The sequence below is a fragment of the Pseudaminobacter soli (ex Li et al. 2025) genome (assembly GCF_029892515.1).
In the GTDB taxonomy this organism is placed as follows: Bacteria; Pseudomonadota; Alphaproteobacteria; order Rhizobiales; family Rhizobiaceae; genus Pseudaminobacter; species Pseudaminobacter soli_A.
This window is the reverse complement of the sequence record NZ_JARXVF010000006.1, coordinates 227,514-253,092: the sequence shown is the minus strand read 5'-3', so window position 1 is coordinate 253,092 and position 25,579 is coordinate 227,514. Positions and strand designations below refer to the sequence as shown.

The window sequence follows — 25,579 nt, the reverse complement described above, 5'->3', positions numbered from 1 at the left end:
GGCGATCGTCGCTGCAGCGCCGAGAGATGTTCAGATGCCCCGCACGGTCGATCCGCGCGGCTTCAAGCAAGGCATGCGCGCACTTGCCGGCGCTGTAGCGATCCTGGCCACGGAAGATCCGGATCACGGCTGCTGCGGTTTGACGGCAACCGCCGTCTGCTCGTTCAGCGCCGATCCGCCGTCGCTGCTCGTCTGCATCAATCAGAAAAGCTCCATGGCGGCGGCCATTCGCGAGGGAAGTCCGCTTTCCATCAACTTGCCGGCAACCGATCAGGAGCATGTTGCCCGTGCCTTCGGCGGGATGACGACCGCCAAGGGCGTCGCGCGGTTTTCCGCCGGTTCCTGGGCGCGGGGCGAAAGCGGGGCGCCCATACTGATAGGCGCGCGGGCCGTGTTCGAATGTTCAGTCGGCGAAGTCATCGCCCGTTCCTCGCACCTGATTGTCATCGGGTTGGTTCTGGCCGTCACGCTCGATCGCGAAGGTCGCGAGCCGCTCGTCTATGCGGACGGCCGCTTTGCAACGGCATGCAACAGGTAAAGGAAACTCAGATGTCCGAGTTGCTCTCCGGCCGACTGAAGACCCGGCTGATCGCCGGCGAAACAATCGGCCTGATCTGGCTGTCGCTGGGTCACGCCCCGATAGCGGAAATAGCCGCTCATTCCGGCGCCGACGCAGTGGTCATCGACCTGCAACACGGCCTGTGGGACCGCAGCACATTCGAGATGGCGGTGGGCGTGTCGGCCAGAACAGTCCCTGTGCTTGCGCGCGTTGCGGAAAACTCGGCGCTGGCGATCGGCTCGGCCCTCGATACAGGTATAGACGGTGTCCTGGTCCCGATGGTCGAAACGGCGGAGCAAGCCGCCGCCGCAGTCGCCGCTGGGCGGTTTCCTCCGCACGGCCATCGCTCCGGCGGCGGGGTACGGCCGCTTTCCATGGGATTCGACACATATCTGCAAAAGGCCGGGTCGATTGCCATCGGCATCATGATCGAGACCACCAAGGGCGTCGATAACGCCGAAGCCATTGCCGCGACCCCAGGGCTCGACTTCATACTCATTGGCTCGGGTGACCTCAGCATTTCCTGCGCCGCGATCCAGGGTGCGGCGCGAGACGTTAACGAAGCCTGCCGCAGCGTGAAGGCGGCATGCCAGCAGGTCGGCATCGCTTGCGGCATCTTTACCCCGAGCAGCAAAAAAGCAGCCGAGCGGCGGGACGAAGGCTATCAGCTTGTCGTGCTCGCCAACGACCTCAGTGCCATCAAGGATGTCTTTGCCGACGCCACCAAGAGCTTCCAGGAGGTTTCATGACCGCGACCCCCTTTCGCGAGCGCATCGCCTTTGACAGCGCCAACGGCGAAATCAGCGACGAGAGCCGACGCTACATGCTCATGCGTCCCGAGGCGCTAATGGGGCTCTTCCAGCGCCTCGATGAGGGCAGCCGCCTAAAGGCACTCGACGCTTTGAAGGCCTCGGTCATCGAAATGGGCGGCGACAGCGCGAGGGCCTATCGCGCCCATGGTGGCGGTGATCCCACAGCACTTCTAGCGACCGTTGCCGCAACCGCGCCGGATCTTGGATGGGGGAACTGGGAATTTAACCGCAGCAAGACGAGGCTCGAACTGAAGGTGAGGAACAGTCCGTTTGCCACGGGCTACGGCGTGTCCCCGCATCCGGTCTGCCACGCCATATCCGGCATGGCGACTGCCGTTGCCCGTGCCGCGCTCGGCCGCGACGATATTGTCGCCAAGGAGGCCGCCTGCGTGGCCTGCGGTGCGCCAAGCTGCATGTTTGAAGCAGATCTCTGATTGCTGTGGGCCGTCTATGACGTGCTAGCGGCGCTTTTCTGAAGAACCGCTTGGTGGACAGCAAGTCACGCTAAGCTTGCGTTGGTTGAAACGCTGTGTCGCCCGTGTACACGCACGGCGAGGTCATGACCATGATCGAGCAGCACCCACGCCCACCTGTTGGCGTCGGTCCTGCTCAATCGCCGGGATTGCAACAGGTTAACTCCCTAACATCTTGTCAGTCGGGCCCGAAGCCGGACGAGGTCGGCGCGCCGTCGTCATATTGTGAGAGCCATTCGACGACGGTCTGCCGATAGCGCGTGAGACCCTTGTATTCGGCGAGCTCGTTCGGCAGGTCGCGCAGCACGCGATGGAAGCGGCGCGCCCATTTTGGCGAAGTCACGAGCTCGTCCATCTTGATCAGGTAGCAGCGGATCGGAAACACCAGCGCGTTGGAGCGCGGCAGCCGCCAGAAGCTCTGCAGCTCGACGCGCAAATGTACCTTCTGGCCGACATTATCAGGCGTCACCGTCGTCCGGTCCACACCCCATTTGTGGTAGTTCTCGGGGCTCGTGTCGAGGCGCGGATTGATCGTCATCGTCCAGTTGAAGCGTCTCGCCGGCTGCCCCTGCTGGATGTTGGTGAGGAACTTCAGCGCACGGTTGAAGATGCCCATCTCGTGCGCCAATGGCACTGGCGCATGCCATTCGAAGAAGTTCATGCCGATGTCGAAGTCTAGCGACCAGTCGGCCTGTGTGGTCACGATGCCGGCATCCATCCACAGATTGCCGTCGCGCTGGTCGAGGACACAGAAATCGCCCTGGCTCTGGCGCGTGATGTATTCCATCGGCCCATAGGGCAGCGTTGAGACATCGCCGAAGGTGAAGTGGTCGTCGATTCCGAGCGGCCGGTTGACCCAGTGCCATTTGTCGCCGTCGCGGGTGAGCGAGAAGTGCTCCGGATAGCTCTCCGCCTTCTGGATCATGAGCAGCTCGAGCAGGTCCCAGCCCGCGAGCGTCATGTGCGGCAGCGACTGGCAGCGCAGCGGGTCCTCGGCCAGAACCTGGGCCCGGTCCTCCATCTCGGAGACATAGTGCTCGTCGACGTCGATCAGGTGCTCGAAGACGGTGTTCTTGGGGCCCGGCGTATGCGGCTCGATATTGACCGCATACATGTAGCCGTCTTCGTGGAAGGGAAAGGGGAACCGCCGGATCTGCTCGGGGCTATTCCGGAAGCTGAAATCGTCCCGAAACGTTTCCTTTCTGAAATTGATTCCCATGATCTCCTCCCTACCGTGGACCGGGGTCATTCCGATGGAACTGCAATGTGGTGCGAACTTCGGTCCGGCGCGAGCCGCGCTGAAGACCACACTCACACGCAAAGATGATAGCTATCGCTCCAGAACGAGCGATTTGCCATCGAAGCGCGAAACGCATGGCATGATCTTGCAGCCGGAACGATGCTCCTCCTCCGAGAGCCAGTGGTCGTTGTGCAAAAACTTGCCGTCATAGGAAATGACCTTGGTTTCGCATTGCCCGCAAACGCCGCCGCGGCACAGATAGGGCGGATCGATGCCAGCAGCTTCGATCGCCTCGAGCAGGCTCTGCTGTTCGCCGACATGGATCTGCTTGCCGCTGAGAGCGAGCGTGACATCGAAGGGCTTACCGGGTTGTGGGGCCGCGAAATGTTCGAAATGCACCGTATCGTCTGGCCAGCCAGCCTCGGCCGCCGTGCGACGCACCCAGTCGATCATGCCGGCAGGGCCGCAGATGTAGAGATGTGTGCCGAGCGGCTGCGAGGCGAGCAGCTGCTCCAGCGGCAGCCTCTCGCCTTGGTCGTCGCGATAGAGATGGATTCGCCGGCCGTAGCGCGCCCTCAGCACATCGGCATAGGTACCTAGCGCCTCCGTGCGGCAGGTGTAGTGGAGCTCGAAGTTGCTCCCATCGCCTGAAAGCTGCGAGGTCTGGGCCATGAAGGGTGTGATGCCGATGCCCCCGGCGATCATCAGGTGCTTCCGGGCCCTGAGATCGAGCGAGAACAGGTTGACCGGGCTGCTGATAACCATGCCCATGCCCGGCTTCACCCGCTGGTGCATGAACAGCGAGCCGCCTCGGCCGGTATCGTCTCGCCGGACGCTGATCGTGTAGTCGCGCGTGTCCAGCGGCGAACTCATCAGCGAGTAGGGGTTGAGGCGGGTTCGGTCGTCGTCGCGCATTTCGACGACGATATGGGCGCCGCCGGAGAAGGTCGGCAGAAGCTGGCCGTCGGCGCGCCGGAAGTGGAAGCGCTTGACCAACTCGTTGACCGTGACGACATCGGTAACGGTGACGTCGATCTTGCTTGTTCCGGCGCTCAACGGAAAATCTCCTCTGCCTGAGGGATTTCAGTCGGGTCCTCCGCGTTGATGCAGACGCCCTGGAAGGCGGCCAGGCGACGCGAATAGTGATCCCGTACCAGCAGAACCAGACCGCAATGCGAGCAGGTGGCCGGCTGCGTAGTCACGTTCTCGGTGATCCCCTTGCAGTGCACGCATTGAATCCGGCGTGCCAGAGAGCCGCGATGCTCAGTCTGGATCGAAGCATGGTCGAAGCCGGCCTCCATCGCGGCCTGCATGGCTAGGCCGATCAGCCCTTCGGTGCCGGCTAGGTAAATACGAAGGCCCATATGTGCTGTAGCCAGCGTCTGGCGCAGCCTTGGCAGGGCGGCGGCCGTGGAGGGGCCTTCGTAGAAGCGCGCCGCCTGCAGCGACTTCAGCGCTTCGACATAGTGCGCCCCGGTGTCGCCCGGAACGAATATGATGTGGGCATCGGCGAAGAACCCTTTGGGTGCGGCCTTTGCCATGTCGAGGATCGCCGCCGCGCCTTCGGCGTCGGCGACGAAGAGATGGTTCCGACCGGGCTGTGGTGACAGGGTTCCGTAGACCGGCCGGCTGAGGATGGAATTGGCCGTCATGCCCGCATCAACCCTTCGCGGTGCGCTTCAGCTTTTTCGGGTCGTCGAATGGCAACGTGTGGGCGACAGCCATGATCTTGCCGTTCTGATTGTGGATTTCGAGCGGCGTGCCCTGCACCGCGCAATCGACGTCGAGGCGGGCGATACCCATCGACTTCTTCACCAGCGGCGAATACATCGCGCAGGTGACCACGCCCACCTTCTTGCCGTCGCGATAGACCGGCGCACCCTCGTCGGCCGGCTGCTCGCCTTCCAGCAGAACGCCGAAGATCTTGAAGCGCTCCTTGCCCCTCAGCCGGTAGTGCTCCTCAGCACCGCGGAAGCCGGTCTTGCCTGGGCTCACGGTGAAGTCGAGACCGAGTTCCCACAGCGTGTCGCCTGGACCTTCATTCTCGAACGGGTATTTTTGCGAGTTATCGTAAGGATAGAACAGCAGGTAGCTTTCAACGCGCAGCATGTCGAGCGTGGTGAAGCGGGTCGGAATGATGCCCAAGTCCGCACCGTCTTCAAGGATCGCGTCCCAGATAACCGGTGCATCCTGCCCTCGGCAGAAGATCTCGTAGCCGCGCTCGCCGGTGTAGCCTGTGCGCGAGATCATGACCGGGAAGCCGAACAGACGCGTCTGCATGTGGTGGAAGTAATTGAGATCGCGGATGCCTGGCACGTGCTTGGCCAGGAAGTCCACCGCCACCGGCCCCTGCAGCGACAGGTCGTGGAGATTGTCGTCGAACCGGATCGAGACGTCGCGGCCCATCGCGGCGCGCGTAAGTTCTTCGTGGCCGGTGCCTGAGCCGTGCACCACCATCCAGGAATTCGGCCCCATGCGATAGAGGATGCAGTCATCGGTGAACTTGCCGGCCTCGTTGAGCATGCAGGCATAGGCCGACTTGCCGGGATAGATCTTCTCGACGTCGCGGGTGGTGGCGAGATCGAGCAGGTGGGAGGCGTGTGGGCCGTTAACATGCACCTTCTTAAGACCGGACACGTCCATCAACCCGGCCTTGGTACGGATTGCGATGTACTCCTCGTTGGCGTCCTTTTCATAGGTCCAAGCCGTGCCCATGCCGCTCCAATCTTCCAGCTTGGAACCAAGGGCGCGATGGCGATCCGCCAAGGTCGAGAATCTCCAAGATACCGTCACTACTCCATCCTCCCATTTCAAAAATGTTCTTCTTCGTCTCGCCTGAAAGGCAAAACGCCGCGAAGTGGATCGACAGCGATACTGACTCAAAAATCCAAACGTGCAATACTGTAGTGCAAAAAATATTATTACTAGGCAACCTTCGCAGGGCCGGGACCCTCAAAAGGGAGAGGACGCGAGTCGACGCGGAAGCGAGTTGAGGGAAGTGCTACGCCTGCCGAAAAAGGCCGGCCTTGCGGCCGGCCTTCGTTCCGTCGGCGACTGTGTTGTCAGATGACAAAGAACCAATTCGCCAACAGCACCACGGTCAGTCCAGCTGCCAGCGTCAGATAGGGCAGGATGCCCGCCTTTCGGTTCTTGAGGTCCTCCTGCCTGATGCCGAGATCGTCCAGCATGTTCTCGGGGAACTTGCCGCCGTCCTGGATGTAGTGGCGATAGCAGAACACGGGAATGATCAGCGAGGCGGCGATGAGGCCAGCCCAGAGCGCCCACGGATTCCACACCTTGGCACCGGCGCCCATGAACATGGCGTTGACGTAGGAGAGCATGCCGCCAATGGCGATGAGAATGGTCGGCGCTTTCCACGGCCGATGAATATGGCCGTTATCGATGCGGTGGATCCAGCCCGAATTGAGGTTCAGGAAGTTGAAGATGATGTAGCCGCAATTCGACACGGCCAAAATGAAGAAGTAGCTGGTGGCGTCGGCCGCGGCGATCGCCAGCAGGAACAGGTTGAAGACCAGATCGGTCCACATGGCCGAGGTAGGCGCGCCGTGACCGTTGACGTGAGCCAGGTAGCGCGGCAGCCAGCCGTCGACGCCGCCCTGATAGAGGGTGCGCGACGAGCCCGCCATGGCGGTCATGATCGCCAGCATCAGGGCACAGATCATCAGCATCATCATGATGGCGGTGATGAAGCCTGAGCCGCCCACCATGCGTGCCATTGCCGCGCCCACGCCGGAGCCGTCGACAATCGGTTCGGCAAGCATGCCGTTGATGCCGAGCACGCCCTGGAAGGTGAATGGCACAAGCGTATAGAGCAGCAGGCACAGCAGGCCCGAATAGAGGATCGCCCGCACCGTGTCGCGGCCGGGGTTGCGGAATTCGCTGGTGAAGCAGATCGAGGTCTCGAAGGCATAGGCCGACCAGGCGGCGATGAACAGGCCCCCGAACACCAGCGTCCAGCCGGAAATGTTCCAACTCCCCGGCTCCGCCGCATAGGCCTCTGCCAACGGCACCAAGGGCGAGTAGTTGTCCCAGTTGATCTGGCCGGTAATGATCGGCACGACACCTACGATAAGCATAGGCACGATGACGATTAGGCCGACATATTTCTGCACGCTGGCGGTGCCGAGGATGCCGCGATGCTGGATGGAGAAGGTGACCAGCATCAGGACGACGCCGATCCAGAACACCGAATTGAGCGAGAAGCTGACCGGCCCAAGTGTGCCACTGTAGAGCGTCCATTCACGGATGGCTGGCGTGGCTGCCGTAGTCAGCGCCGCGATGGCGTCGGCCGCCGTCTTGCCGGCGTTGGCCGGGTCGGCCAGCCACGCGACGACTTCCGGCGACGCGTCGGAGAAGCCGGGGATCGGAGCTAGGGCGTTCAGGATGTAGGCCGCTGCGATGGAGCAGCCGAGCGACAGCACAGGGGTCCAGGCCAGCCAGTTGCACCACACTGACAGGGGGGCGATGAACTTCGAGTAGCGCAGCCACGCGGTAGCGCCATAGACCGAGGCACCGCCCGACTTGCTGGGGAAGAGACCGGCGATCTCGGCATAGGTGAAGGACTGGATCAGGCCGAGCGTGACGGAGGTCATCCAGATCACGAAGGCCAGCGTACCGGTGGTTCCGGCGATGCCGCCGATCGAAAATAGAACAAGCGCGGGCACGCCGCTGGCTACCCAGAAGGCGCCGCGCCAATCGATGGTGCGGTGCAATTGCCCTTCGGCTGCGGGCGCTACCCCGCTGACTGTAGAACTCATCTCGAAAGTTCTCCCATTGTTTTTTGTCCCTATGACCCTCGCTGCCGATCCTCAGCTCTGCGAAGGTCGAACCCGTATTTTCCACACGGTCTTATTTGTTTCCCACCAGTAAAGGATGGCATAGAGTGCCGTTGCGTCAAGCTGTTTGTGCGCGCCAGGGACACATTCTCTGCCGAAAGGCGTCGCAAGGCCGTGCATTTGCGGGCACTGCACATGTTCCACGGGCGACGGCCGCTATCGAACCATCCAGCGCGGTTTCTCAGGCGCTGGCGGCGCGGCGGCACTTGGAACAAGAAGCGGTATCAGATGCGGTATCGGCGGTTGGTGAGACTGAAGACCACCGCCGCAACCAGCACCAGCAGCGAATTCACGCTGACCGGTCATGGCGCAAAACCATGCCCCTTCGAGTACGGAGGGGCCACGGAGAACTGGTGTAGTTGCGCCACTCGGTGGGCGCCGACAGCGTAGCGTCAGTATGGCCCTGATCATCAGGGCGCCGGCGAGAGCCGCCGGCTCTGGATAAAGCAAACCCGCCGTTCGCCAGCCTGTTTGGTCGCGTCAAGAACGCGGCCGTGTCTTCTGGGGATCGTAGTGAGCGAAGGGCACTACGCGGGCGGTCAGACGCTTTTGCTGGCCGTCGAGCTTGCCGATTTCTACCGCGGTGCCGATGTCGGCATGGGCAACGTCGAGCCGCGCCAGAGCAATGTTCTTGCCTAGCACCGGCGAGCGCATGGACGAGGTGATCTCGCCGATCTGGGCGCGGCCGACATGCACGCAATCGCCGTGGCCGACGGCGACGTTGGCATCGATGTCGAGTCCAACCAGCTTGCGCGATGGGTGCTCCTTGCGGCGGATCAGGGCGTCGCGGCCGATAAAATCGTCGGTCTTTGTCTTCAGGGGTACCGTGAAGCCGATGCCGGCCTCGAACGGGTCGGTCTGGTCGGAGAAATCGTAGCCGGCAAAGATAAGCCCTGCCTCGATACGCACCATGTCCAGCGCCTGCAGCCCCATCGGCTTGAGACCATGGGGCTGGCCGGCCTCCCATAGGGCGTCGAACACCTTCTCGGCATCGCGCGGATGGCACCAGATCTCGTAACCGAGTTCGCCGGTATAGCCGGTGCGCGACACGACGATCGGCGCGCCCTGCGAGTCGCCGATGCGAGCGACCGCGAATCGGAACCATTCGAGTTCGGTAATGGAAGGCTGGGTTGGCGAGGTCCAGATGATCTCCTTGAGGATATCGCGGCTTTTCGGTCCCTGCACGGCGATGTTGTGCATCTGGTCGGTCGATGAGCGTACCAGCACCTTCAGGCCGAGCTTTTCTGCTGTCTCGCGCAGCCAAATGCCGCTGTAGTCGTCGCCGCCGATCCAGCGGAAATTGTCCTTGCCGAGCCGTAACAGCGTACCGTCGTCGATCATGCCGCCATGCTCGTAGCACATGGCAGTGTAGACGACCTGGCCGACTCCGAGCTTTTTGACGTCGCGGGTCAGCGTGTACTGCAGCAGTGCTTCCGAATCCGGGCCGGTGACTTCAAATTTGCGAAGGGGCGACAGATCCATGACCACCGCCTTCTCGCGGCAGGCCCAGTATTCCGCGAGCGGGCCTTCCTTGGCGAAGGAGTTGGCCAGCCAATAGCCGCGATATTCGACGAAGTCGCGGGTGTGCTTGGCGAAGCTGGAATGAAAGGCGGTTTCACGGGTCATCTTGGGCTCGGCATCCGGGGTCGTTCGTGTGGCAACGGCGCGGGAGAACTTCTGCGCGCCCGAATAGGTACGCACATGAATGTCGGTGGGACTCCAGCCATTGGCCGGCGAGGTGTCGTCGGGGCAGGCGGAGGAGACGCAGACGATGTCAGTCAGCGCGCGTAGCAGCACGTAGTCGCCAGGCCGCGACCACGGCTCATCCGAGAACATCACGCCATGGGTGTCGATGCCGGTGTTGAAGAAGAAGTTGACCGCCATCCAGCCTGCGCGTGGGTTGACGCCCGTGTCAGCAAGCGCGTTGTTGAAGTTCTCCGAGCAATTGATGTGCCCAGGATAGCCGATGTCGTCGTAATATTTGGCAGCGCAGGCCAACGCGAAGGCGTCGTGGCGACCGCAGGTGTCCTGAATCACTTCGACGAGCGGCTCGAAATCCTGATCATAATACCTCGAATGCAGGCCGGGCATCGGATAGCTGGCGCCCATCAGCGTGCGCGTGGTGGTGACGTCGAGCGGGTGGTCCTTGCCTTTGTCGAGCTTGCGTGCCGAAAAGCACTGGAAGTCGGTGCATTGGCGCCCGTCGACATCGATGATCTGGATGAAGTCGCCGGCCTTGACGAAGTAGGAGCGTGCGGTTGCCGATTTCACACGCAGATCCAAAACGGGGTCGGCCAGCGGTTCTGGCAGCTCGGATTTGCCGACCGGTCGGATGCGTGCGCGTTGCACCAACACCAGCAGCGGGGTGGCGGTGTCATGACCGTCCACAGCCATGGGCCCGCCGGGCGCGGCCACCACGAGGCTGCCGTCGCGGGTGACGGTGAAGGTCTGCTCCGTGCCCGGCGCGCTGGTACTGCCGAAGAGGCGCACGGCTTCGGCCTGGGCGACGTTGATCTGACGTCGCTCCAGCCCCTTGCGGAAGGTGCTGAGGCTTTCATTCTCCTGCAAAAGCAATGCTTTGAGGCCGGTGGCGTCGGCATTGGCCCTTGTGTCGATGATGCTCGCATCCGTTCTGCCGGAAGCATCGGCAGCGACGAGTTCGCAAGCCTGACCTCCTTCGATGTCGCGAATGGTAACGGTGTCGCCCGCCTCGATGCTGATGAAGATGGCGCCGGCACCAGGCACTTGGTAGCGCTCCATGCCCTCCGGCAGGGCCAGCAGTCCGGGCGTCCGAATGACGCTCGGGCGGGGAGCGCCCTTCACGACGGTGGGATAGGCGGCATCTGGCATCACGACCTCCTGATCGGAGTTTCTTAGCCGTAAAGAAATTTCAATTTCAAGAATAAGCAGGCCCACTCTTGGAGGCAACCCCGTATTTCGAACCTAGCATCTCATCCTCCGGAGTCGAGATAGGCCGAAAGTTGGAACGACGCTATGTTGGATAGGTTGTTGACAGCATCGCTGAACCAAATAATCTCCTCCCAGTGAAATTTATTTCGCGCAAGAAAAAGTCCTGGAGGGGATGGATGAAGATGAGGGTAGCAGTCATTGGTGCCGGACCATCTGGCCTTGCCCAGCTGAGGGCATTCCAGTCAGCAGCGAGCAAGGGGGCCGAAATTCCCGAAATCGTCTGTTTCGAAAAGCAGTCCGACTGGGGTGGTCTCTGGAATTATACTTGGCGTACCGGCACCGACGAGCATGGAGACCCCGTCCACGGCAGCATGTACCGCTACCTCTGGTCCAACGGGCCTAAGGAATGCCTGGAATTTGCCGACTACACCTTCGAAGAGCATTTCGGCCGGCCGATCGCTTCTTATCCGCCGCGCGCTGTGCTCTGGGATTATATCAAGGGGCGTGTCGAGAAGGCAGACGTGCGTCAATGGGTGCGTTTCAACAGCCCAGTCCGCATGGTGACATATTCTGAAGTCACCGAAAAATTCACTGTCACCGTTCATGACCGGACCAAGGACGTCGTCTATTCGGAGGAGTTTGACTACGTGGTGGTCGCCTCCGGCCATTTCTCGGCGCCGAACGTGCCGCATTTCGAGGGCATCGAGAAATTCGCGGGCCGCGTGCTGCATTCGCACGATTTCCGGGATGCGCTGGAGTTCAAGGACAAGGACATCCTGCTCATCGGGCGCAGCTACTCGGCCGAAGACATCGGCTCCCAGTGCTACAAGTACGGCGCTAAATCGATCACCAACAGCTATCGCAGTCGGCCGATGGGCTTCAATTGGCCTGAAAACTGGGAAGAAGTGCCGCTTTTGATGCGGGTGGAGCACAAGACCTGCCACTTCAAGGACGGCACGTCGAAGGACGTCGATGCCATCATCATGTGCACCGGCTACCTCCATCATTTCCCGTTCCTGAGCGAGGATCTGCGGCTCAAGACAGACAACCGGCTGTGGCCGCTCGGTCTCTACAAGGGCATCGTATGGGAGAACAATCCGAAGCTGTTCTACATCGGCATGCAGGACCAGTTCTACACCTTCAACATGTTCGACGCGCAAGCGTGGTTCGCCCGCGACGTCATACTCGGCCGCATCAAGCTGCCCTCGAAGGAGGAGATGATGGCCGACAGCCAGAGATGGCGCGATCGCGAGGAGCAGTTGCAGGATGCCGAGCAGATGATCTGGTTCCAGGGCGACTATACCCAGGAACTGATCGACGCGACCGACTACCCTGAGTTCGACATTGAGGCGGTGAACCAGACCTTCATGGAATGGGAGCATCACAAGGCCGAAGACATCATGGGCTTCCGCAACAACGCCTACAGGTCGCTCATGACCGGGACCATGGCGCCGCCGCATCACACGCCCTGGTTGGAGGCTCTCGACGACTCGCTCGAGGCCTATCTGGTCGAGAAGTGAGCATCTGCCGGCGGCGTGGTAGGCGTCCGCCGGCATCACCCTGTACGCAAGGATGACAGGCGCCATGGGAGGGCCGATCGTTGTCTGATGCACCCATACTGGAAGTCCGTAGCCTAACCAGGAAATTCGGCGGCTTGACCGCTGTCAACAACCTGTCCTTCGCGGTTCGCCGCAACAGCATTCACGGTCTGATCGGCCCGAACGGCGCCGGCAAGACCACAACTTTCAGCCTGATCAGTGGCTATTATAGGCCCACCAGCGGCAAGATCCTCTATGACGGCCAGGACGTGTCCGGCCTGAAGACCAGCCGGCTTGCGCAGCGTGGGCTTATCCGCACATTCCAGGGCACGACGCTGTTCCAGGAGTTCAGCGTCATGGATAACGTTCGTGTCGGCTGTCACCGCAGCGCGCAGGCTGGCTTCGTCTCACGCATAATCGGCTCAGACGTGCACGTTGAGCGCGCCGCAGACCGCAAGGCGCGCGAAATCCTGAAACTGTTCGATCTTGAAGCTCTGGCGGACGAGCCAACGTCGAGCCTTCCGCATGGCCATCAGCGTGCGTTGGGCATGGCCGTTGCGCTCGCCGCCGACCCGGTCGTGATCCTGCTCGACGAGCCCTTCACCGGCATGAACCCGGAGGAGACACGTCGCATGATGGAGCACGTGCGCCGCGTCCGCGACGAACGCGACATCACCATCATGCTGGTCGAGCACGACATGCAGGCGGTCATGGGCCTATGCGACCGCATCACGGTGATGAATTTCGGCCAGTTGCTGACCGAGGGCGCACCGGAGGAAGTGCGTACAGATCCTCGGGTCATCGAGGCTTACCTGGGGCGTGCAGAAGATGCTGCTTGAAGTCCGCGACCTCCATGTCCACTACCAGAAGGTCGCTGCCTTGAAGGGCATCAGCCTGCAGGTTCCGTCCGGCGGTATCGTCACCATTATCGGTGCCAATGGCGCGGGCAAGAGTACAACGCTGCGCGCGATCTCCGGGTTGGTGCGTCCCTCGAAGGGCGAGATCCATTTCAACGGCCAGCGAATAGACAATCTGCCGCCCGAGCAGATCGTGGGGCGTGGCATCGCCCACGTGCCAGAAGGTCGACGCGTCTTTCCCGACCTCAGCGTCGAGGAGAACCTGCGCATCGGCGCTTTCCTGCGCGCGGACAAGGATGGGATCGAGAGAGACCTCGAAGATGTGTTCCGTCGGTTTCCGCGTCTCAAGGAACGCCGTACCCAATGGGCACGCACCTTGTCGGGCGGCGAGCAGCAGATGGTGGCGATCGGGCGGGCGCTAATGTCCGGGCCTAAGCTGCTGCTTCTTGATGAGCCCTCGATGGGCCTTTCACCGGTGATGGTGCAGGAGATCGCCCGTATCGTCGCTGATATCGTTGAGACCGGTGTGCCAGTGGTGCTCGTGGAGCAGAACGCTGGTTTGGCGCTTCGGCTCGCCTCCTACGCCTATGTGCTGGAAATCGGCACAGTCGCTCTTGAGGGCAGGGCCGCCGAACTGCGCACCAATGACCATGTCCGGAGGGCCTATCTTGGCGCCTGAGACGTGGAGCTTCCGGGACCTCATTGCCGCGGGATGGAGCGAGGCTGACCTCGAATGGGAAAGCCTGACCGCGACGGCGGTTTCAGACCTTGCGGCCGGGCGCCCGGGCGAGGCGTTTGATGGGTTTGCCAGGGCGCTGCGGCTCGCCCGCACCGGGCTCGCCAAGGATGATCCGCGGCTGGCCACTAGCCTTTGCAACCACGCGGCTGCGTTGGAGGCGGCGGGCGAGGGGGCCATGACGGGTCAGATTCGTGCTTCGGCTGCCCAGGCATGGGCGGAATGCGAGCGCTGGATCGCATCGATGGCGGCGCCGCGCACGGCTCGGTCGTCGCTGTTTCATCTGCGTATGGAGCGCCTGCATCGGCCGGTCTACGAGGAGCGCTGGCGTGCCAAGGGGCGCGAGCTGCTTGCCGGCGCGCGCGCTGAAATTGGTGGGCTGGGAAACCTTGCGCTGGTCAATCCAAGCGAAGCGGAGCAGCGGATGCAGCGCTGGAAACGGGAGCGGCCGGTGGGCCTCGGCGATCCGAGGAAGCTGCTCGGTGCAGTGATATTGCTGGCGGCACGGGAAGGAGGGCGCGGAGCTGCCGTCGGAGGTGATGCTGTAGATGCAGCGGCAGCGTTGTAGCCATAGGAATAAATCATAAGCACAAGAATTTCCCTGCCTGCATTTCTGGGCGGGTTTTAGATGTTCCAAAGGGGCGCGCAGCAGTCGATCTGCGCTTCTCCATGACAAGCAAAATTATCGACATCGGGAACAGGCTGCGGAGCAGTATCCCTCCAGCAGCACAACGAAAGTTCGAGCGGAGGAACCTCGATGACTTCTGCATCCAAGATTTCGATTAACAGAAGAACCCTTCTTTGTGGCGCGGCAAGCGCAGCACTCATGCCGGTCGTCGGCTTTCCGCGCGTCAGCTTTGCGGCAGAGGACGTGGTCAAGATAGGCTTTCTTGCGCCCCTGACGGGGCCCGTGGCCGCCTGGGGTAAACCCGGCCTTGACGGCTGCAAGATCTGGGCCGACTGGATGAACGAAGCGGGCGGGATCGAGATCGGCGGCAAGCCGCACAGAATCGAATTCGCATCCTATGACGATGAGGACGATGCCGGCAAAGCGCGGGCCGGTGCCACCCAGCTGATCCGCGAAAGCGACGTCAAGTTTATCATGATGCTGGGCGGCAATTCCTGGCCGGGCGTCGAGGAAATCGCGGCGCGGCAGGGCATGATGGTCTCGACACTGCTGCCGAGCGACCTGACGCCCCACACCGAGACGCTTATCGCGCCTTGCGAAGTGCATCCGATCTACAACGTCACCGGTGTCGATTGGCTGGCGGCCAACCGACCCGAGTTGAAGACCGCGGTGATCTGCGCACAGGACGACGCCCTCGGCAAGCCTTCGGTGGCAACCTATTTGGCCGCCTTCGAGGCTGCCGGCATCGAAGTGCTCGGCGAACCGTTGTTCTTCGATCCGGCCACGACTGACTTCGCGCCGGTGATGACCCAGCTTCTGGCCAAGAACCCAGATATTCTGTGCCTCGACACCTGCTACGCCGACTATGTCCATCCGCTGTGCGAACAGGCGTTCCAGCAGGGCTACAAGGGGCAGATCATTTCCTGCACGCTGGATTTCTACCAGCGCATCGTCGAGCGCACCTCGAAGGAGTTTATGGAAGGTGTGATCTTCCAGTTTCCGGATTTCGACGATAAGGCACTCAACGATCCACGCATCAACTTCAAGAAGCCGAACGAGTTTTACGCCGAATACGTCAAGCGCTACGGCGCGACGGAGTGGTCGGCCGTGTCGTGGGAATATTCCTCGATCATGGACCTTTGGGCGGATGCTGCCCAGCGCGCCGGAAGCGTCGAGCCGGGCGATGTGCTCAAGGCGATGAAAGAAGGCGGCAAGGGCAAGCACGCCTTCGGCGAAGCGCGCTGGTGGGGCAAGGACCTATTCGGCCTCGACAATGCGCTTGTGGGCGACTGGCCGGTGGTGGTGATCCGCGACGGCAAGGCCACCATCGCCGAATTTCGCTCTATTCCCGACTGGTGGGACAAGCATGGACCGCTGCTGATCAAGCACATGACCGATCTCGGCCAGATGTGGAACCAGCGCACCTGACACGGCCAGGCGGCCTTCGGGCCGCCTCTTCCTCGCCGGGGCGAGGTGTCATGACGCGACCAACCGGGAACTGCCAATGTCGGACTTTCTTCTGCAAACAGCCTTCAATGCCTCCTATGCCGCCAGCTATATGGCCCTCATCGCCGTGGGACTGGTGCTGATCTTCGGCGTCATGGGGGTGATCAATTTTGCCCATGGCGAGCTCTACATGGCCGGCGCCTATGCGGTGGTTTTCTTCTACGCAGGGCTCGGCCTGCCCTTCATTGTGGCGGTGACGATTGGTCTTGTCTTCGTAGGCGGCCTCGGCATGCTTATGGAACTGGCGTTGTTCCGGCCGTTGCGGACCAATCCGCTCGGCGGCCTCATCGCGTCCATCGGCTTTCTCTTGATGCTGCAGACGGTGGCGGTGCTGGGCTTCGGCCTGCGCAACCAGAATGTGCCGCCAGTCTCGCAAGGGCGCATCACCGTAGGCGGTGCCTTCCTGACCTATGAGCGCCTTTACGTCATCCTGGCGACGGTGGGGCTACTGCTGGTGCTTTGGTTGTTCCTGCGCAAGAGCAAGTTTGGCTGGGCGCTTCGCGCCTGCGCCCAGGACCGTGAAGCGGCCTCTCTGCAGGGCATCTCGATCAACCAGACTGCGCGCTATGCAATGTTCATTGGGGCAGCTCTTGCCGGCGTCGCTGGTGCGCTGACCGCGCCGCTGGTCGCGCCGACGCCGTATATGGGGCACACGGTCATCGTGACGGCCTTCATCATCATCATCGTGGGCGGCGTCGGCAGCCTCGAGGGGGCGGTGGTGGCGGCGATCATCTACGCCTTCGTACATACCTTCGTGACGACCTTCTTTGACGGCGTCATCGCAAACATTGTCGGCCTGCTGCTGATGCTGGCTGTCCTCGTCGTCAAGCCGCAAGGCCTGTTTGGAGTGCGCGAACGTGCATGAACGAAACACGATCAGCAGGGCCGGCTGGATCGGCATCCTCGCCTTGGCGGCGGTTCTTCTCGCGGTGCCGCATCTTGTCAGCTTTTCCCAGCAGGAGCTGCTTGTCTTCCTCACCATCAACGTGTTGCTGGTTGTCAGCTACCGCCTGCTGACGCTCACCGGCGAGTGGTCGCTTGCCCATGTGGTTATGATGGGCGTCGGCGCCTATGGCAGTGCGCTCTACAGCAAGCTGTTCGGCTTCCCGGTACCGCTGGCCATGATCGCCGGCGCGGCCACGGCCGGATTGATCGCCACTGTGCTCAGCTTCCCCTTGTTTCGCATGAAGGGCTTCTATTTCCTCATCGGCTCGTTCGCAGCTGGTGAGGTGATCCGTCTGATTTGGAAGCGCTTCACCGATCCTTTCGGTGGGCCCAAAGGGATCCAGCGCATTCCGGCGTTTCCCGAGATCGATCTCGGCTTCTTGCGGATCGATTTCTACCAGCCCGAGAACTACTACTACCTCGTTCTGGTAGTGGTGCTGGCCTCTCTGTGGGTGCTCTATCGTATCGAGAGATCGCGCATCGGCCTCACTTTCCACGCCATCCACTGGCAGGACAAATTGTCGGAATCGGTCGGCATCGACACCTTCCGCCATCGCATGCTGGCCTTCGTTATCGCCTCATTCTTCGCGGGCGTCGCTGGCGCGCTCTATGCCCACTATCTCAGCACGGTCAATCCGAACCAATTCAACGTCGATACGATGGTTTATGTGCTCATCTGGACCATCGTCGGCGGTACTACCCGCTGGTACGGCCCCATCCTCGGCGTTATCGCGCTGACCATCATCGACGAGGTGGTGCTGCGGGGCATCGGTGCAGACCAGCTCCGGCCGCTGCTCTATGGAGCGATTCTCATCTGCGCCATCTTGTTCCTGCCGGACGGACTGGAAAGCCTGGTCATCAGGGCAAGCAAAGCCTTGAGAAGCCGTTCCGCCCCAGCCGTTACCGGGGCGGCGGGAACCGTGCGGGACTGAGGCTGTCGGGCCTGGCCTTTGAGGTGCCTGGTTGCGTTGCCTTGGAGGTTCGTCTGCCAGGGCACGTGCGCGCCGCGGTGACAAACTTGGCTAAGGAGCGCCGGCGAGGCCTCTTGGCGCGAGGTGGGGGTAAGTCGGTCGACATGTCGTTCTGCCTACCGAACTGTGTAACGCGTTGTACAACCATCACCGCCTACCTGGTCACTGAGCCAGATCTTATGCGCCCTACGGCGTGACGCTCAGGCAGGCGACGATCCCGAAGGGATCCCACGCGCGGGGAGTCGCGCAGCCTCCGGTGGTGCTGAACGCCCACTAGGTCGTTCTGGGCCGTACTGGTCACCTGGCGACATGAGGGTTCCGTTGACCCTGCTTCTGCTGGCGGGAGCACCACGGCAACGCCAGCGGTGCAGGTCAAAGCCTATGAGGGGCCGCCGCTCCGTGGTTTCATCAGACTGACACCGATCCCCATTAACAGTATCGCAGCCACCAATCCCCTTTTTGGAGAGGAATAATGCGTAACATATCCCCTTTTAAGATGGCGCTCGTTCTTGTTCTTGGCCTGACTTCGAATGTCATGGCCGAGGACGCCAAGCCATTTTCCGACAGTCATGAAATCAATCTCCTGACGCTGCTTCCGCCTCCCCCGGCGAACGGATCCGAGCAGATGCAGAAAGAACTTGCCGAAGTGCTGACCATTCAGGTCACCAGAACGCCTGCGATGGAAGAACGGGCGAAGGCCGACGCGGTCGAGGACATCTGGCGTTTCTCCGATGTGATCAACAATCCTAACTTCACCAAGGAAAAGCTGCCGAAGTTCTCGGCGTTCTTCGATAGGATCGTGGCCACCGAGGGTGCCATCACCGACCCTGCCAAGGAGGCATGGAAGCGTCCGCGCCCCCATCTCTACAGCGACCTGGTTAAGCCGGTGGTTAAGCTGTCCAGCTCGGGCGCCTATCCGTCGGGCCACACGACGGTCGGAACGCTGATGGGGATCGTGCTGGCCGAGATGGTCCCGGAAAAGCGTCCCGAAATCATGACCCGGGCCTGGGAATATGGTTTCAATCGCCTCGTCGCTGGCATCCACTTCATGTCCGATATCGAAGCCGGACGCATCTCGGGCACCGTGATCGCCCAAACGATCCGTCCGCACCCCGACTATCAAGCCGAATTCGAGGCTGCGCGCGCGGAGCTGCGCTCTGCGCTGGAACTGCCGGCGGACGCCAAGTAATTGCGCACAACGCAATTACTGCTCGCAACAAGGTTAATTGCGGGGAAGCAAGAGGAGTGGCTCGATGCAGATCGCCGGGCCACTACTCGATAACGACGTGCCTGCGAACTCAAAACTGGGTAAGTTTTTGGGGCAATGTCAATCACCTTGAGAGGGATCTGGGCCGGCGTTCGCAGGACCAACTTCGTGGCGCACGGGTAAGCACTCGGCGCCTTCCGCACGGTCTCGGTAAAGTGCGGCCCTTGCTAGAAGCATGAGCGTCACCGGCGTCGTGACGGTGATGAATACCGATATCAGGACCTCGTGGAGAACCGGTCGCGTCTCCAACATCGAGAAGAAAATCATCGAGGCCACCAGAATGCCGCCTGCACCGAAAGTGGTGCCGAGGGTCGGCGCGTGAACGCGCTCGTAGAAGCTTCGCAACCTCAGCAACCCTACCGCTCCGATCAGCGTCAGGACGGCACCGAGCAACACCAGGAAGGCGACAAGGAGTGCCGCCCAGATCGGCAAATCCGCCATGTCCGTCATTCAATGATCTCGCCACGCATGAGGAACTTTGCCAAAGCGATCGTGGACACGCAACCCAGCAAGGCAATGATGAGGGCCACCTCGAAATAGAGCGTGCTCCCGGTTCGGATCCCCAGCACGACCAGAATAAGCATGCCCGCCACGTAGAAGGCATCCAGCGCGAGCACCCGGTCCTGCGCGCGCGGCCCAAAGATCATGCGGAAGGCTGCGATAGCCATCGCCACCGCGAGAAGGATCTGCGCAATCGTCAGCGACCAGAGAAGGATGGCGGCGCTCATCCGAATATCTCCATCAAGGGTTGCTCGTAGCGGGTCTTGATCAGCTTGATCCAGTCCTCGCTTCCCAGGTCGAGGACGTGAAGAAGAAGGGTGTTTCGGTTCGAGTCATACTCCACCCACGCCGTACCCGGCGTGCTTGTGATGATGCAAGCTAGGATGGCCAGACCCGTGCGGTCGCGCAGGGCGAGCGGTATGGCGACGAAACCGGAAATCTTTCGGCCTCCGGTGCCGGCCAGGATCTGGCGCGAGACGGCCATGTTCGAACGGAAGATGTCGACCGGGAGTATCAGTGCCAGCCGCATGACCGCCCGCCAGTTCCGCAGCCGGGGTTTGGCCGGCTTCAGTTGCGCCATGACCGCGGAGGCGGCGACAGCCACTACGCCACCGAGCAGCAATTGGCCCACCGACAGTCCGTTCAATAGGATCCACATCACCAGCAGTGACAAGGCGAGCAGCGGATAGGGCAGCACCGATCTCATCATTCAGCCTTCGCTCCTTGCGGCTGGAATCGCGGGGCGGACAGCACGTCGTCGACATATTGTTGCGGAGAGTGGAGCGAGCGGGCCGTCGCTTCCATATAGCGCATCACAGGGCCGCCCTGGATCGTCAGTCCAAGAGTGAGAAGCAACAGGAATGCGACCGGGACGATCTCGCTCAGGGAAACGCGCGGTACCACGGCCTCGATCGGTGCCCAGAAGGTACGAATGCCGAACCGCAGCATAGACAGAAGCGCGGCAAGACCCGACAATATGAGCAGCGCGGTATAGGCCCATGCGGCAGCAGGAATGCCGCTTTCGGAGCCGGTCGCGGGTTTGAGCACGGCAGCAAGCAGCGCGAACTTGCCGATGAAGCCCGACAGAGGCGGCAGCCCGGCTAGAAGCAGGCCGCAGATCGCGAAGCAGACGCCCAGGATTGCAAGGGTGCCCGGAAGCGCCACGCCCACCTGGTCCTCGACCGCTTCCTCATCCTCGTCGCCGAAGGCCTCGGCAGTGACGGCAAGAATGTCGGCGGCCGGGTTCTGGCCGCGCTCGATCAACTCAATCAGCAGAAACAGCGCCCCGACGGCAATGGTAGAACTCACTAGGTAAAACAGCGCGCCAGCGGTGATCCCCGCGTCGGACATGCCGATAGCGGCCAGCAGCGTGCCCGATGACACCAGAACGCTGTAACTCGCCAGTCGCCCCAGCGTCTGGGAAGCAGTGACTCCGATCATGCCGAAGGCGATCGTCGCCATGCCGCCGATGATCAACAGGTCGCTGCCGAAGTCGGCGGAGCTCCCGGCTTGCGCGCCGAACATCAGCAGCGACAGTCGCAACAGGACGTATATCCCCACCTTGCTCAACAAAGCGAAGACCGCCGCAACCGGCGCTGCCGCCACCGAATAGGCGTTCGGCAGCCAGTAGCTGAGCGGCCACATACCCGCCTTCACCAGAAAGGCGACGCCCAGGACTGCTGCCCCGATCTCGAGCAGCATGCGGTCGCCCGCTGCCAGGCCGGAAATGCGGACCGCCAGATCGGCCATGTTCAGTGTGCCGGTCACCCCATAGATCAGGCTGACGCCGATCAGGAACAGGAAGGAGGCGGCGAGGTTGATGGCAATATAGTGCAGCCCAGCCTTGACGCGCAGCGGACCCGAACCGTGCAGCACCAGACCATACGAGGCTGCCAGCATCACCTCGAAGAAGACGAAGAGATTGAACAGGTCGCCGGTCAGGAATGCGCCGTTCAGGCCCATCAGCAGGAACTGGAAGAGCGTGTGGAAATGCGCACCGGCCTTGTGCCAGCGCGTCAGAGCGAACACCAGCGCGGCCGAGGCGAGAAGGCTTGTCAGCACCAGCATAAGCGCCGAAAGCCGATCCAGAACGAGCACGATGCCGAACGGCGCGGGCCAATTGCCGAGCAGGTAGACGTTCGTCGCCGAGCTGTCGGCGACGAACGCCAGCTTGACCGAGATGACGACCAACGCCAAGGTCGAGGCGAGATTGATCGTCGCCTTCAGGAAATGCCTGCGCTCGTCATACAGCATGAGCAGCGCGCCGGCCGCCAGCGGCAGCAGTACGGGCACGATGATCAGATGATGAGACCAACCCGTCATTCCGGTTCCTTTCCGTCGACGTGGTCGGTCCCGGTCAAGCCTCGTGAGGCGAGCAGAACCACGAGGAACAGCGCCGTGGTGGCAAAACCGATGACGATAGCCGTCAGCACCAGCGCCTGGGGCACAGGATCGGCGTAGTCGGCCAGGCTGCCGGTTTGCCCGGCCAGCACCGGCGCAGCATCATGGCGCAGCCGCCCCATGCTGAAGATGAAAAGATTGACGGCATAGGAAATCAGCGAGAGACCGACGATGACCTGGTAGGTTCGCGGCCTGAGCAGAAGCCAGACGCCGGAACCCGCCAAGGTGGCAATGCTGATGGACAGGACGAGTTCCATCACGCCTCCTCCTGTTCCGCCTCGGCCGCCACGCGAGCCGAACGCAGGCCGCGCGTGGACTGGTGCGCGAGAGCGATCAGCATCACCACCGTCGCGCCCACGACGATGCACAGCACGCCGAGGTCGAACAGCAGCGCCGTCGCTAGCGGAGTGGCACCCACGGTCGGCAGCTCCACATATTGCGAATGGGTAGTGAGGAAGGGGTAGCCGAAAAGCCACGCCCCCATGCCGGTGAGTGCCGCCAGAAGAAGCCCCAGGCCGATCCAACTGACCGGCAATATGCGCAGCCGCTCCTCGACCCATCGGGTGCCAGCCGCCATGTATTGCAGGATGAAGGCCGCGGCCATCGCGATACCGGCCACAAAGCCGCCGCCCGGCAGGTCGTGACCGCGAAGAAGCAGATAGGTCGCCAGCACGATGATCACCGGGAAGGCCCATTGCATGATGACGGCCGGCACCAGCAGGTAGTCGGCGATCGTGTCTCCCACGTTGCGGTCCGGCTCGGTTTCGTCGAAGTCATCCTGCATCCGCTGCTGTTCCGGCACGGCGATGCTGTCGGCGGCAGGTCGGAAGCGACGGAGCAGCGCAAAAACCGTCAGCGCCACGACCGCCAGGACGCTGACTTCGCCCAGTGTGTCGAATCCACGGAAATCGACCAGAATGACGTTGACGACGTTCTTGCCGCCGCCTTCGACATAGGCCTTCTCCAGGTAGTAACTGGCGACCGTCTCGAGCGGAACCGGACTCGTCATGGCGACGAAGGCGAGAAGGCCCACCCCTCCGCCCGCGGCCACGGCGATTGCAAAGTCGCGAACACGGCGAAAACGCGTACCGAGTGCAACCGCCTTCGGACCTTCCTCTTCGATGCGCTTCGGTAGCCAGCGCAGCCCGAGCAGAAGCAGCACCGTGGTCACGATCTCGACGAGCAGCTGGGTAAGCGCCAGATCAGGCGCGGAAAACCAGGCAAAGGTGATGCAGGTGGAAAGACCCGCACCGCCCAGCAGGATGAGAGCGGCCAGCCGATGATATTTAGCCTGGTACGCCGCAGCTACGGCACAGCAGATGCCGCTCACCCAAATCAGCACGAACGCCGGATCGATCTCGCTGATCCGCAGGCTGGTCAACGACAGGCCGCTGACGGAGATCGGCAGCAATGCGGCGATGAATGCGGCCACTACCAGCAGACGAAGCTGCGGCTGGAGCCGGCGCGTGCCCAGCCCGGCCTCGATGGACCTGGCCCACTTCCACGAAAGCACGACCAGCACGCGTTCGAAGATGCGCTGCGCTTGCAGCCTTCGGAGGAAGGGCGGCCCCTCCTCGCTGCGGTTGAGGTAGTCGTTCAGCAGCAGATAGAGCACCACGCCGGCGACGAGGGCGACGGCACTCATAAGCAGCGGAAGCGTGAAGCCGTGCCAGACCGCAAGGCTGTAAGTCGGCGTGTTCGGGCCGAGAACGGAGGTGACCGCCGTGTGCAGGAACGGTCCGACGGTCAGCGCCGGAATAGTGCCCACCACGAGACAGGCGAGCACGAGGAATTGAATGGGAAACCGCATCCAAAACGGCGGCTCATGCGGCTGGCGATCAAGGCCGGTCGGCTTCGGCCCGAAGAACACTGTATGGATGAAGCGGAGCGAATAGGTCACTGCAAAGGCGCTGGCCAGCACCGCAACATAGGGCGCCGAGGTATCGAGAACGGACTTCGCATGGGTCTCGATTGCCTCGGCGAAGAACATCTCCTTGGACAGGAAGCCGTTGAGCAGCGGCACGCCGGCCATGGCCGCGCTTGCCACCATGGCCAGCGTGGCGGTGATCGGCATGTAGCGGAAAAGCCCGCTCAACCGCCGCATGTCCCGCGTGCCGGTCTCGTGGTCGATGATGCCCGCGGCCATGAACAGCGAGGCCTTGAACGTGGCATGGTTCATCATGTGGAAGATTGCCGCGACCGCGCCGAGCGGACTGCCGAGGCTGAGCAGCATCGTGATCAGGCCGAGATGGCTGATCGTGGAATAGGCCAGCAGGCCCTTGAGGTCGTGTTGGAAGATCGCGAAGAACGCGCCGATCAGCAGCGACGCCATCCCGGCGAAGCCGACGATCCAGAACCATTCGGGCGTTCCCGACAGTACCGGCCAAAGCCGCGCCATGAGAAAGACGCCTGCCTTTACCATGGTCGCCGAATGCAGGTAGGCCGACACCGGGGTCGGCGCGGCCATCGCATTGGGCAGCCAGAAATGGAATGGAAACTGCGCGCTTTTGGTAAGCGTGCCCAGCAGGATGAGGATCAATGCCGGCACGTAGAGATCGTGCGAACGGATTTGGTCTCCGGCCGCAAGAACGCGGTCGAGATCGTAGCTGCCGACGATGTGCCCGATCAGCAGGACCCCGACCAGAAGCCCGAGGCCGCCTATGCCGGTTATGGTAAGGGCCATTCGGGCGCCGTCGCGGGCACCGGCGTTATGGTGCCAATAGCCGATCAGCAGGAAGGAGAAGATGCTGGTCAGTTCCCAGAAGATGACCAGCAGCACCAGATTGCCCGAGATCACCATGCCGAGCATGGCGCCCATGAACGCCAGCAGGAATGCGAAGAACCTGGGAACTGGATCGTGCGGCGACATGTAGTAGCGCGCATAGAGTACGACCAGGAAGCCGAAGCCGCTCACCAGAACGCTGAACAGCCATGCAAAGCCGTCCATGCGCAGCGTGAAATTGAGACCGAGCGTCGGCAGCCATTCGATTTCGCTGCGAACGGCTCCGCGCTCGACAATCGCCGGATAGGCGGTAACGGCCAGGGTCAGGCATGCAAGCGCGACGCCCCCGGCCAGCCAAGCCTCGGAATTTCGCGCATTGGGACGAAATGTGGCTGCTAGAACGCTTCCTATGAAGGGAAGAACGACAATCAAGATAAGTAGTACGTCGTCGTTCATCTGCCCCCTAGGTAGCTTCGAATCCAAATTCGCGCGGTGTTGCCGTCCCCTACTATTGGGGGCTTGGGATTGGCCGTGCAAGGGAAGTGGGGCGAATAAACTGAGATGCCGACCTTGTCTCTGTGAAACGGGCACGAGCGTTGGATTGTTGTGCCCGAGACGCCTTCGTCTGCAAAGGCGTCCGCCAGCTTTCCCGTGGAAC

At 61.9% G+C, this 25,579-nt stretch carries 23 protein-coding genes; 11 read left to right on the top strand and 12 right to left on the bottom strand.

The features are described 5' to 3' along the window. The first annotated feature begins 34 nt into the window (after positions 1 to 34). The 3 genes from M2281_RS22660 to M2281_RS22650 are packed head-to-tail and all read left to right on the top strand — an operon-like array spanning position 35 to position 1,805. Positions 35 to 538: a flavin reductase family protein gene (locus M2281_RS22660; protein ID WP_280823446.1), complete on the top strand. Its 504-nt coding sequence runs from the start codon at positions 35 to 37 to the stop codon at positions 536 to 538. 11 nt (positions 539 to 549) lie between these two features. Next, positions 550 to 1,308: an HpcH/HpaI aldolase family protein gene (locus tag M2281_RS22655; RefSeq protein ID WP_280823445.1), complete on the top strand. Its 759-nt coding sequence runs from the start codon at positions 550 to 552 to the stop codon at positions 1,306 to 1,308. Beyond that, entirely contained in the window at positions 1,305 to 1,805 is a 501-nt protein-coding gene (locus tag M2281_RS22650; RefSeq protein WP_280823444.1) for a 4-vinyl reductase, read from the top strand. Before M2281_RS22655 ends, M2281_RS22650 begins: the two co-directional genes overlap by 4 nt. A 217-nt stretch (positions 1,806 to 2,022) precedes the next feature. Here M2281_RS22650 and M2281_RS22645 read toward each other — a convergent pair whose 3' ends face one another. From M2281_RS22645 to M2281_RS22620, 6 genes are all read right to left on the bottom strand, one after another. Beyond that, the gene (locus M2281_RS22645) at positions 2,023 to 3,063 is read right to left on the bottom strand and encodes a heme-dependent oxidative N-demethylase family protein (RefSeq protein WP_280823443.1); all 1,041 of its coding nucleotides are present in this window, start codon (positions 3,061 to 3,063) and stop codon (positions 2,023 to 2,025) included. Between the two features lie 111 nt (positions 3,064 to 3,174). Next, entirely contained in the window at positions 3,175 to 4,140 is a 966-nt protein-coding gene (locus tag M2281_RS22640) for a PDR/VanB family oxidoreductase (protein WP_280823442.1), read from the bottom strand. Then, positions 4,137 to 4,736, bottom strand: coding sequence for a dimethylamine monooxygenase subunit DmmA family protein (locus M2281_RS22635; protein WP_280823441.1), 600 nt, complete (start codon positions 4,734 to 4,736; stop codon positions 4,137 to 4,139). Before M2281_RS22635 ends, M2281_RS22640 begins: the two co-directional genes overlap by 4 nt. A 7-nt stretch (positions 4,737 to 4,743) precedes the next feature. Continuing rightward, positions 4,744 to 5,877 carry an aminomethyltransferase family protein gene (locus M2281_RS22630; RefSeq protein WP_280823440.1) on the bottom strand — a complete coding sequence of 378 codons (1,134 nt, stop codon included), beginning with the start codon at positions 5,875 to 5,877 and terminating at the stop codon, positions 4,744 to 4,746. A gap of 269 nt (positions 5,878 to 6,146) precedes the next feature. Next, positions 6,147 to 7,862, bottom strand: a complete 1,716-nt coding sequence (locus M2281_RS22625) for an APC family permease (protein WP_280823439.1) — start codon at positions 7,860 to 7,862, stop codon at positions 6,147 to 6,149. 558 nt (positions 7,863 to 8,420) lie between these two features. Further along, positions 8,421 to 10,790, bottom strand: coding sequence for a DUF1989 domain-containing protein (locus M2281_RS22620; RefSeq protein ID WP_280823438.1), 2,370 nt, complete (start codon positions 10,788 to 10,790; stop codon positions 8,421 to 8,423). A 236-nt stretch (positions 10,791 to 11,026) separates the two neighbouring features. Between M2281_RS22620 and M2281_RS22615 the strand changes: the two genes are divergently transcribed. The 8 genes from M2281_RS22615 to M2281_RS22580 all read left to right on the top strand — a co-directional run bounded on the left by M2281_RS22615 (position 11,027) and on the right by M2281_RS22580 (position 19,220). Further along, entirely contained in the window at positions 11,027 to 12,370 is a 1,344-nt protein-coding gene (locus tag M2281_RS22615; RefSeq protein WP_280823437.1) for an NAD(P)/FAD-dependent oxidoreductase, read from the top strand. 134 nt (positions 12,371 to 12,504) lie between these two features. After that, complete coding sequence (locus M2281_RS22610; RefSeq protein ID WP_280823436.1) at positions 12,505 to 13,227, top strand: ABC transporter ATP-binding protein; 723 nt, start codon at positions 12,505 to 12,507, stop codon at positions 13,225 to 13,227. Beyond that, positions 13,220 to 13,924 carry an ABC transporter ATP-binding protein gene (locus tag M2281_RS22605; protein ID WP_280823558.1) on the top strand — a complete coding sequence of 235 codons (705 nt, stop codon included), beginning with the start codon at positions 13,220 to 13,222 and terminating at the stop codon, positions 13,922 to 13,924. Before M2281_RS22610 ends, M2281_RS22605 begins: the two co-directional genes overlap by 8 nt. Continuing rightward, positions 13,914 to 14,549, top strand: a complete 636-nt coding sequence (locus M2281_RS22600) for a hypothetical protein (RefSeq protein WP_280823435.1) — start codon at positions 13,914 to 13,916, stop codon at positions 14,547 to 14,549. Before M2281_RS22605 ends, M2281_RS22600 begins: the two co-directional genes overlap by 11 nt. 189 nt (positions 14,550 to 14,738) lie before the next feature. Next, positions 14,739 to 16,037 (top strand): ABC transporter substrate-binding protein, encoded by a 1,299-nt coding sequence (locus M2281_RS22595; RefSeq protein ID WP_280823434.1) that lies wholly within the window; start codon positions 14,739 to 14,741, stop codon positions 16,035 to 16,037. 76 nt (positions 16,038 to 16,113) lie between these two features. Next, the gene (locus M2281_RS22590; RefSeq protein ID WP_280823433.1) at positions 16,114 to 16,980 is read left to right on the top strand and encodes a branched-chain amino acid ABC transporter permease; all 867 of its coding nucleotides are present in this window, start codon (positions 16,114 to 16,116) and stop codon (positions 16,978 to 16,980) included. Beyond that, a complete protein-coding gene (locus M2281_RS22585) occupies positions 16,973 to 17,992 on the top strand; it encodes a branched-chain amino acid ABC transporter permease (protein ID WP_280823432.1) in 1,020 nt (339 codons plus the stop codon). Before M2281_RS22590 ends, M2281_RS22585 begins: the two co-directional genes overlap by 8 nt. A gap of 511 nt (positions 17,993 to 18,503) precedes the next feature. Further along, a complete protein-coding gene (locus M2281_RS22580; RefSeq protein WP_280823431.1) occupies positions 18,504 to 19,220 on the top strand; it encodes an acid phosphatase in 717 nt (238 codons plus the stop codon). Between the two features lie 138 nt (positions 19,221 to 19,358). On the opposite strand, the gene mnhG is transcribed toward M2281_RS22580, so the two are convergent. The 6 genes from mnhG to M2281_RS22550 are packed head-to-tail and all read right to left on the bottom strand — an operon-like array spanning position 19,359 to position 25,377. Continuing rightward, the gene (gene mnhG / locus M2281_RS22575; RefSeq protein WP_280823430.1) at positions 19,359 to 19,748 is read right to left on the bottom strand and encodes a monovalent cation/H(+) antiporter subunit G; all 390 of its coding nucleotides are present in this window, start codon (positions 19,746 to 19,748) and stop codon (positions 19,359 to 19,361) included. Beyond that, complete coding sequence (locus M2281_RS22570) at positions 19,745 to 20,026, bottom strand: K+/H+ antiporter subunit F (RefSeq protein WP_280823429.1); 282 nt, start codon at positions 20,024 to 20,026, stop codon at positions 19,745 to 19,747. Before M2281_RS22570 ends, mnhG begins: the two co-directional genes overlap by 4 nt. After that, a complete protein-coding gene (locus M2281_RS22565; RefSeq protein ID WP_280823428.1) occupies positions 20,023 to 20,508 on the bottom strand; it encodes a Na+/H+ antiporter subunit E in 486 nt (161 codons plus the stop codon). The genes M2281_RS22570 and M2281_RS22565 overlap by 4 nt, the downstream gene beginning before the upstream one ends. After that, positions 20,505 to 22,121, bottom strand: coding sequence for a monovalent cation/H+ antiporter subunit D (locus M2281_RS22560; protein ID WP_280823427.1), 1,617 nt, complete (start codon positions 22,119 to 22,121; stop codon positions 20,505 to 20,507). Before M2281_RS22560 ends, M2281_RS22565 begins: the two co-directional genes overlap by 4 nt. Beyond that, the gene (locus M2281_RS22555; RefSeq protein ID WP_280823426.1) at positions 22,118 to 22,456 is read right to left on the bottom strand and encodes a Na+/H+ antiporter subunit C; all 339 of its coding nucleotides are present in this window, start codon (positions 22,454 to 22,456) and stop codon (positions 22,118 to 22,120) included. Before M2281_RS22555 ends, M2281_RS22560 begins: the two co-directional genes overlap by 4 nt. Further along, positions 22,456 to 25,377 carry a monovalent cation/H+ antiporter subunit A gene (locus tag M2281_RS22550; RefSeq protein WP_280823425.1) on the bottom strand — a complete coding sequence of 974 codons (2,922 nt, stop codon included), beginning with the start codon at positions 25,375 to 25,377 and terminating at the stop codon, positions 22,456 to 22,458. The genes M2281_RS22555 and M2281_RS22550 overlap by 1 nt, the downstream gene beginning before the upstream one ends. Positions 25,378 to 25,579 lie beyond the last annotated feature (202 nt).